Source organism: Anaerotignum sp., assembly GCF_031981185.1.
Classification (GTDB): Bacteria; Bacillota; Clostridia; order Lachnospirales; family Anaerotignaceae; genus Chakrabartyella.
In genome coordinates this window covers 1-6,254 of record NZ_DALYUL010000008.1, presented here as the reverse complement: position 1 = coordinate 6,254, position 6,254 = coordinate 1, and the positions used below count along the sequence as shown (strand labels likewise).

Here is a 6,254-nt window from a genome sequence, read left to right as displayed (position 1 = left end):
AAAACAATTGGTTGCTTATGCAAGAGAGCAGGAACCTATTCATCATAAAAAATTCCGTTTTACATTAACCACAAACGGAATGCTCATTGATGACGATGTGATTGAATTTTCCAATCGGGAAATGCACAATGTGGTATTATCCTTAGATGGCAGAAAGGAAGTCCATGACCATTTGCGTAAGACCATTGGAGGCGAGGGCAGTTATGAAACGATTTTGCCTAAGTTTAAGCGGTTTGTTGAAAAAAGAGGCGGACAGGGTTACTATATGAGAGGAACCTTTACTCACAACAATGTGGATTTTACCAACGATATTTTTCATATGGCAGATATGGGTTTCAAGGAGTTGAGCATGGAACCTGTGGTTTGTGACCCTTCCGACCCTTATGCTTTAACGGAGGAGGATTTGCCAAAGCTGTTTGAGCAATATGAGATTTTGGCGAAAGAAATGGTTCGACGGAAAAAAGCGGGAAATGGCTTTGAATTCTATCACTATATTTTGGATTTAGAAAATGGCCCATGTGTTTATAAGAGAATCACAGGCTGTGGCTCTGGTACGGAATATATGGCGGTAACCCCTTGGGGTGAATTATTCCCCTGTCATCAATTTGTTGGGGATGACAAGTATAGCTTAGGGAATGTTTGGGATGGTGTGAAAAACACAGAGGTTCAGGATGAGTTCCGTCATTGCAATGCCTATGCAAGAGAGGATTGTAGAGATTGTTGGGCGAAGATGTACTGTTCCGGTGGTTGTGCTGCCAATGCTTACCACGCAACAGGCAGTATCCAGGGGATTTATGAGTACGGCTGTAGGCTTTTCAAAAAGCGCATTGAATGTGCCATTATGATGAAGGTTGCAGAAAGCAGTGAGGAATAATTGCCATGGATACACCAATTTATAATTTTGTGAATGAGTATTTGAAAAAAGGGACTGTCCGCCTGCATATGCCAGGGCATAAGGGCAGCCCCCTTTTGGGTTGTGAGCCTTTAGACATCACAGAAATCAAAGGGGCTGACGATTTATATCATGCCCAAGGAATCATTCGACAAAGTGAGGATCATGCCACCAAACTGTTTGGAACAAAAAAAACGTTTTATGCCACAGGTGGTTCTTCCCAGTGCATTGGAGCTATGGTTTATTTGGCCATGCTCCATGGGAAAAAGGGTAAGCCGATTTTGGCAGCTAGGAATGCCCATAAGGCATTTTTACATACCTGTGCTTTACTTGATTTGCAGGTACAGTGGGTTTATCCCGAGAAGGAAGTATCCCTTTGCAGTTGTCCTATTTTACCCCATCAGTTGGAGCGTATATTAAAATCCATGGAAGTTTTGCCCTTTGCCCTATACATCACTTCTCCTGATTATTTGGGGGGGATGGCAGATATTAAGGAGCTTTCTCAGGTTTGCAGGAATTTCGATATTTCCCTTTTGGTGGATAATGCCCATGGTGCATATCTTCGTTTTTTACCTGAATCTTTACATCCTATGGATTTGGGCGCCGACATGTGCTGTGATTCTGCCCATAAAACCTTGCCGGTTTTAACAGGAGGGGCGTATCTACATATAGGAAAAGACAGTTTTTTACCCTTTGAACAGGACGGAAAAAATGCACTGGCCTTATTTGGTTCCACAAGTCCATCATACCTCACGCTACAATCTTTAGATTTATGCAACAGCATTTTGACACAGGGGTATGGGAAGAGAATCAGCGCTGTCTGTGAGAAAGTGAAACAACTTGCCGTGAAACTAACGGAAAAAGGGTATTATTTGCAAAATTTTGAACCATTAAAGCTTGTGTTGGAAGGTGCCAAAATGGGCATTACAGGATATGAGCTAGCGGAATTTTTGAGAGAAAGCGGAATCGAACCAGAATTTGCCGATGCGGATCACCTTGTTTTGATGTTCTCCACAGAAACTAAGGAAGCAGAATTCGAAAGAATTGATTTTGCTTTTCCACCTATGATTGCAATGGCTACCCAAGAAAGAGGAACTGCTTTGCCTTTTAGGGGAGAGCAGGTAATGTCCATTCGTGAAGCCATGTTTGCAAGGCGATGTACCATAGGGGTTGATCATGCCTTGGGGCGAATTTGTGCAACCCCAGCAGTTTCTTGTCCTCCTGCCATACCGATTGCCATAAGTGGTGAGAGAATTACACAAGAAATGATACAGCTATTCTTTCTTTACGGGGTCGAAGAAATTGATGTGGTGGAGGAAAAATAAGAAAAGGCTTTGTTTCCCCACGGCACAGACAGGTTATTCAATAATTTGAGGGTGGAAGAGGGGAGAATAGATGGGTACAGATTTCATTATTTCTGTTCCGAGTTTTATAATGCTATTGGTAGCCAATTTCTTGGCAGGCTTTTTAGACTCTATTGCAGGCGGTGGTGGGTTAATTTCGTTACCTGCCTATACGTTGACGGGGATACCCATGCATTTTGTTTATGGTTGTAACAAATTTTCTGCTGCATGTGGAACCACCATAGCCACACTGAGGTATTGGAAGCATAAAATGCTGGATATTCAAGTGGGAATATTAGCGGCGATAGGCGCATTTGCGGCATCTGCCCTAGCAGCAAAAGTGGTGCTTTACTTAAGTGACAGCACCCTAAAGGCAATGATGTTAATTATCTTACCAATTGCGGGAGTAGTTACGGTTCTGAATAAAAATATGGGGGAAGAGAATCATTCGGATTCTTTTTCTAAGAAAAAGAAAATTATATTGGCGTTGCTGATAGGTGGATTAATCGGGTTTTATGACGGATTGGTTGGCCCAGGTACGGGTACATTCGCTTTGATGGCATTTTGTTTTATCATGAAGTATGATTTGCGTACTGCATCCGGAAATGCAAAATGCTTGAATTTGGCTTCCAACTATGCGGCTTTAGCTGTATTTTTGTTGGAGGGAACAGTATATTTTAAAATTGCAATTCCTGCGGCTATTTTTGGTATTGCAGGGAATTACCTTGGGGCAGGATTTGCCATAAAAAAAGGAGCGAAGGCAATTCAGTTCATGCTTATGGTGGTTATTGTACTATTGTTTATCAAAATGGGAGCAGATTTTTTATTATGATATATAAGGACGCCAAGCAGTAAGTGTGTTGACGTCCTTTTTTATTTTATAGCATTTTTTGCATTAGTACGATATTGAACTCACGCCCGAATTTTTCTCCAATTCGTTTAAACTCTCCCACCTGCAAAAAACCATTTTTTTTGTGAAACTGGATACTAGGTTGATTTTCTGAGGAAATTTCGGCAATGAAGTGATGTACTCCAAGGACTTTACTATCTTGCTCCAATAAGGAAAGACATTTTGCGCCAATTCCTTTTGCTGTGTAGTCCTCAGCAATAAAATAAGAAATATTAGCAGTTCCCTGAAAGGTGGAGAAAGGTTGAAAAGGAGACAGGGAGCAAAAGCCTACAGTTCTGTTTGCATCTGCATCAACCACAGCGTAGGCGCACAAGCCCTCGGATCTTTTCATCAACATGGGGTAAAACTGCTCTGGCAGGGGCGTGGGCGGAAAAGCGCTAGTACCAGTGGCAACGTAGTAATTAAATATTTCCATGACTGGTTTTTGATGTTCCATTCCAAGCTTTTCGAAAACAATATTCATAAGGTTCACCTCCTTAAAAGGATGTTATACCAATTTATGGAACGTTTCAATAGATAAGCAAAAAAAAGAGGAAAATCATTCTTAATAATCTTCCTCTTTTTATATTAAAACAATAGGGCTCCCTCAGCCTTTGCGGATTGAATATCCTTCAAAATGGTTTTTTGCTTTTCATCAAACAACAATTCCTTATTGTACTGATAGTATTTCTCACTACCATTTTCGCTGATAAATTTTACACTGTAAAAATTAGTGGTCAGTTCTGTAATGAAGATAACCATTTCTTGCCCTGCACCAAATGCTTCTTCTAAAAAGTGGAAAGCGTTTTCTAATTCTTTCGTGCCTGTTTCAATAAGCTGCTCACGATGGGAAATATCCTTGGCAAAGGAGGCTCTAATTTCTTCAAAAACTTTATCTTTATCGGAAATACCAAGGCTCTTAATTTCTTTTTCTAAAGCATAAAGCCGCTCAATGGTCATACGACGGCTTTTCTTGGTGCTTTGATCCAAAAGATCTGATTTTTGTTCCTTTGCAAAGGCAGTTTCTTTTTCCTCAAGCAAGCCTTCAAACAGCTTATCCCAAGATGTGTCCTTGCAATAAGGGTTGTGGAAGCGTTCTTTCAGTTCAACAAGAGCTTGATGTAATTCTGTGGTAAATAAATCTCCTTCATATGCCAGTTTAAAATCATCGGAAAGGCGACTGAGGATTAAACCAAGGACGCTGAGCTTTTCGTCAAAGGGGGCAGAAGCAAGCTTTGCAGCAGACTGTTCTGTAAAGGTGCCATTTAAGATGTCCTCCACATGATAATCGGTTTTGTATTTATTGTATAAATCCAAGTAATTGGCGAAATCTCTGGCGATTTTTTGATGCTGTAAATATTGTAAAATCATGCCGGCATCCGCAGTAATACCCATGGTTTCGTATACTTTTAAAATGGTGGATAAATCCTCCCATCCTCTGGGGGTCACAAACTTTTTGCCATCCACAGTGTTTTCCATGGCGTAAAAATGGTTTTTCTTGATTTCCAGATAGGAGAGAATAGCTCCGTGAATGGAATGCTTATAAGCATATTCCTTCCAAACCTGAAAATCGGGTTCAACCTCAATTTTTTTCACGCGGTCAAGGGTTACAACATCAAATTCCCGTACACTTTTGTTGTATTCCGGGGGATTCCCCGCAGCGGCAATGAGCCAGCCATCAGGCACACGATGGGCACCGAAGGTTTTTGCCTGTAAAAATTGTAGCATGGCAGGGGCGAGGGTTTCTGAAGCACAGTTGATTTCATCAATAAAGAGAATGCCTTCTGAAAGGCCGGTTTCCTCCATTTTGTTATAGACTGAGGCAATAATTTCGCTCATGGTATATTCCGTTACAGCATATTCCTTGCCGCCATATTCCTTATGGCTGATAAAGGGCAAACCGATGGCACTTTGACGGGTATGATGGGTAATGCTATAGGAAACTAAGGCAACGCCGCATTCCCTTGCCACTTGTTCCATTATGGCAGTTTTGCCAATGCCTGGGGCACCCATAAGCAGGACGGGACGCTGACGTACCCGAGGAATCATATATTCATCAAACTCGTTTTTTAATAAATAAGCCTGTATGGCTCTCTGAATTTCTTCTTTTGCTTGTTTTATATTCATAGTCATTTCTCCTTATCGTGAATGGAAAGGTCATCCGGCCCAAGGACAACCTTCATTGCCCAAGGGGGTACATTTAGATCTAAATATTCCTCATGAAAAAAGATAAAGGCGGTTTCATAGGGCGGTCTGCGATTGGGAAAGGTGCCGTAACCATCGGTAAAATAAATTAATCCCTTTAGGTTTTGGAAGACCTTTTCGTCAATGAGCTTATCCACATATTCAAACACAGGCCGGAAATCGGTGCCACCGCTACCCATGATACGAAAGCTTTCCATATAATGCTCCAATTCTTCTGTGGAGGTGACCATGCTATCCTGTTGTACCTTTGCATCACACTGGACGATATGGATATTTGTTTTGTGAAAAAAAGATTCACTGTTTCTAAGGATTGCGTAGGTTTCTTCCAGGAAACGGCGAATGGTTTCCCCTTCGCAGGATTCGGAGGTATCAATGGCAATGACCAATTCCTCTATTTTCTTTACTTCTTTATACTCCAAAGATTCAATGAGGGGCATATTTCCGTAAAGGGACAGACCATAGGTATAAAAAATATAATCATAGGCGTCGTCGTCTACCCGCATGTCCTCTTTTAAGGTTACAAATTTTTCAAGAAAACGGTGATAATCATATTTCTCTCTATTTTCGATTTTCAAAAGCTGCAATAAATCCCCAGCGTTTTCCCCCATCTCTTTTGAAAAGGTTTCCAAATTGGTCTCCATTTTTTCGCCAATTTGTTGCCATTTTTCGTCAAGCTGTTTTTCATTCTGTTCTTGCTCCGTTTGATTTTCATTTTCAGAATTTTGATCATTTTGGTTATCGTTATTCTGATTCTCTTCTTTTTTATGCTCCCAAAAAACATGGTCGTCCACCCAGAATTCAAGCTGTAGTTTTCCAAATTCCTTATCGTTCAACTTCTGTTCCGAAAGCTTGCGGTAAATACCCTCTGCAGAAAGGACTTTCAAATCCTTTTTCAGGGTATCATACATTTCATTTCGGCGGTCGG

Annotated in this window: 6 protein-coding genes; 3 read left to right on the top strand and 3 right to left on the bottom strand. The window is 41.0% G+C overall.

Annotation, left to right across the window (positions count from 1 at the left end; genetic code table 11):
- The 3 genes from scfB to RTK36_RS05960 all read left to right on the top strand — a co-directional run.
- The coding region (gene scfB, locus RTK36_RS05970; protein ID WP_312045244.1) for a thioether cross-link-forming SCIFF peptide maturase at window positions 1-874 on the top strand (874 nt) is incomplete at its 5' end.
- A 5-nt stretch (window positions 875-879) separates the two neighbouring features.
- Complete coding sequence (locus RTK36_RS05965) at window positions 880-2,217, top strand: amino acid decarboxylase (RefSeq protein ID WP_312045242.1); 1,338 nt, start codon at window positions 880-882, stop codon at window positions 2,215-2,217.
- A gap of 70 nt (window positions 2,218-2,287) precedes the next feature.
- Window positions 2,288-3,067: a sulfite exporter TauE/SafE family protein gene (locus RTK36_RS05960; protein WP_312045240.1), complete on the top strand. Its 780-nt coding sequence runs from the start codon at window positions 2,288-2,290 to the stop codon at window positions 3,065-3,067.
- A 46-nt stretch (window positions 3,068-3,113) separates the two neighbouring features.
- Here the strand turns inward: RTK36_RS05960 and RTK36_RS05955 are convergent, their stop codons facing one another.
- From RTK36_RS05955 to RTK36_RS05945, 3 genes are all read right to left on the bottom strand, one after another.
- Entirely contained in the window at window positions 3,114-3,608 is a 495-nt protein-coding gene (locus tag RTK36_RS05955; protein ID WP_312045238.1) for a GNAT family N-acetyltransferase, read from the bottom strand.
- A 104-nt stretch (window positions 3,609-3,712) separates the two neighbouring features.
- Window positions 3,713-5,251: an ATP-binding protein gene (locus RTK36_RS05950; RefSeq protein ID WP_312045237.1), complete on the bottom strand. Its 1,539-nt coding sequence runs from the start codon at window positions 5,249-5,251 to the stop codon at window positions 3,713-3,715.
- A gap of 2 nt (window positions 5,252-5,253) precedes the next feature.
- A partial coding sequence (locus RTK36_RS05945) for a vWA domain-containing protein (protein ID WP_312045236.1) occupies window positions 5,254-6,254 on the bottom strand: 1,001 nt, incomplete at its 5' end.

Coding starts and splice junctions, on each gene's coding strand:
- RTK36_RS05965 (WP_312045242.1), top strand. CDS start 880: ATGGATACACCAATTTATAATTTTGTGAATGAGTATTTGAAAAAAGGG.
- RTK36_RS05960 (WP_312045240.1), top strand. CDS start 2,288: ATGGGTACAGATTTCATTATTTCTGTTCCGAGTTTTATAATGCTATTG.
- RTK36_RS05955 (WP_312045238.1), bottom strand. CDS start 3,608: ATGAATATTGTTTTCGAAAAGCTTGGAATGGAACATCAAAAACCAGTC.
- RTK36_RS05950 (WP_312045237.1), bottom strand. CDS start 5,251: ATGAATATAAAACAAGCAAAAGAAGAAATTCAGAGAGCCATACAGGCT.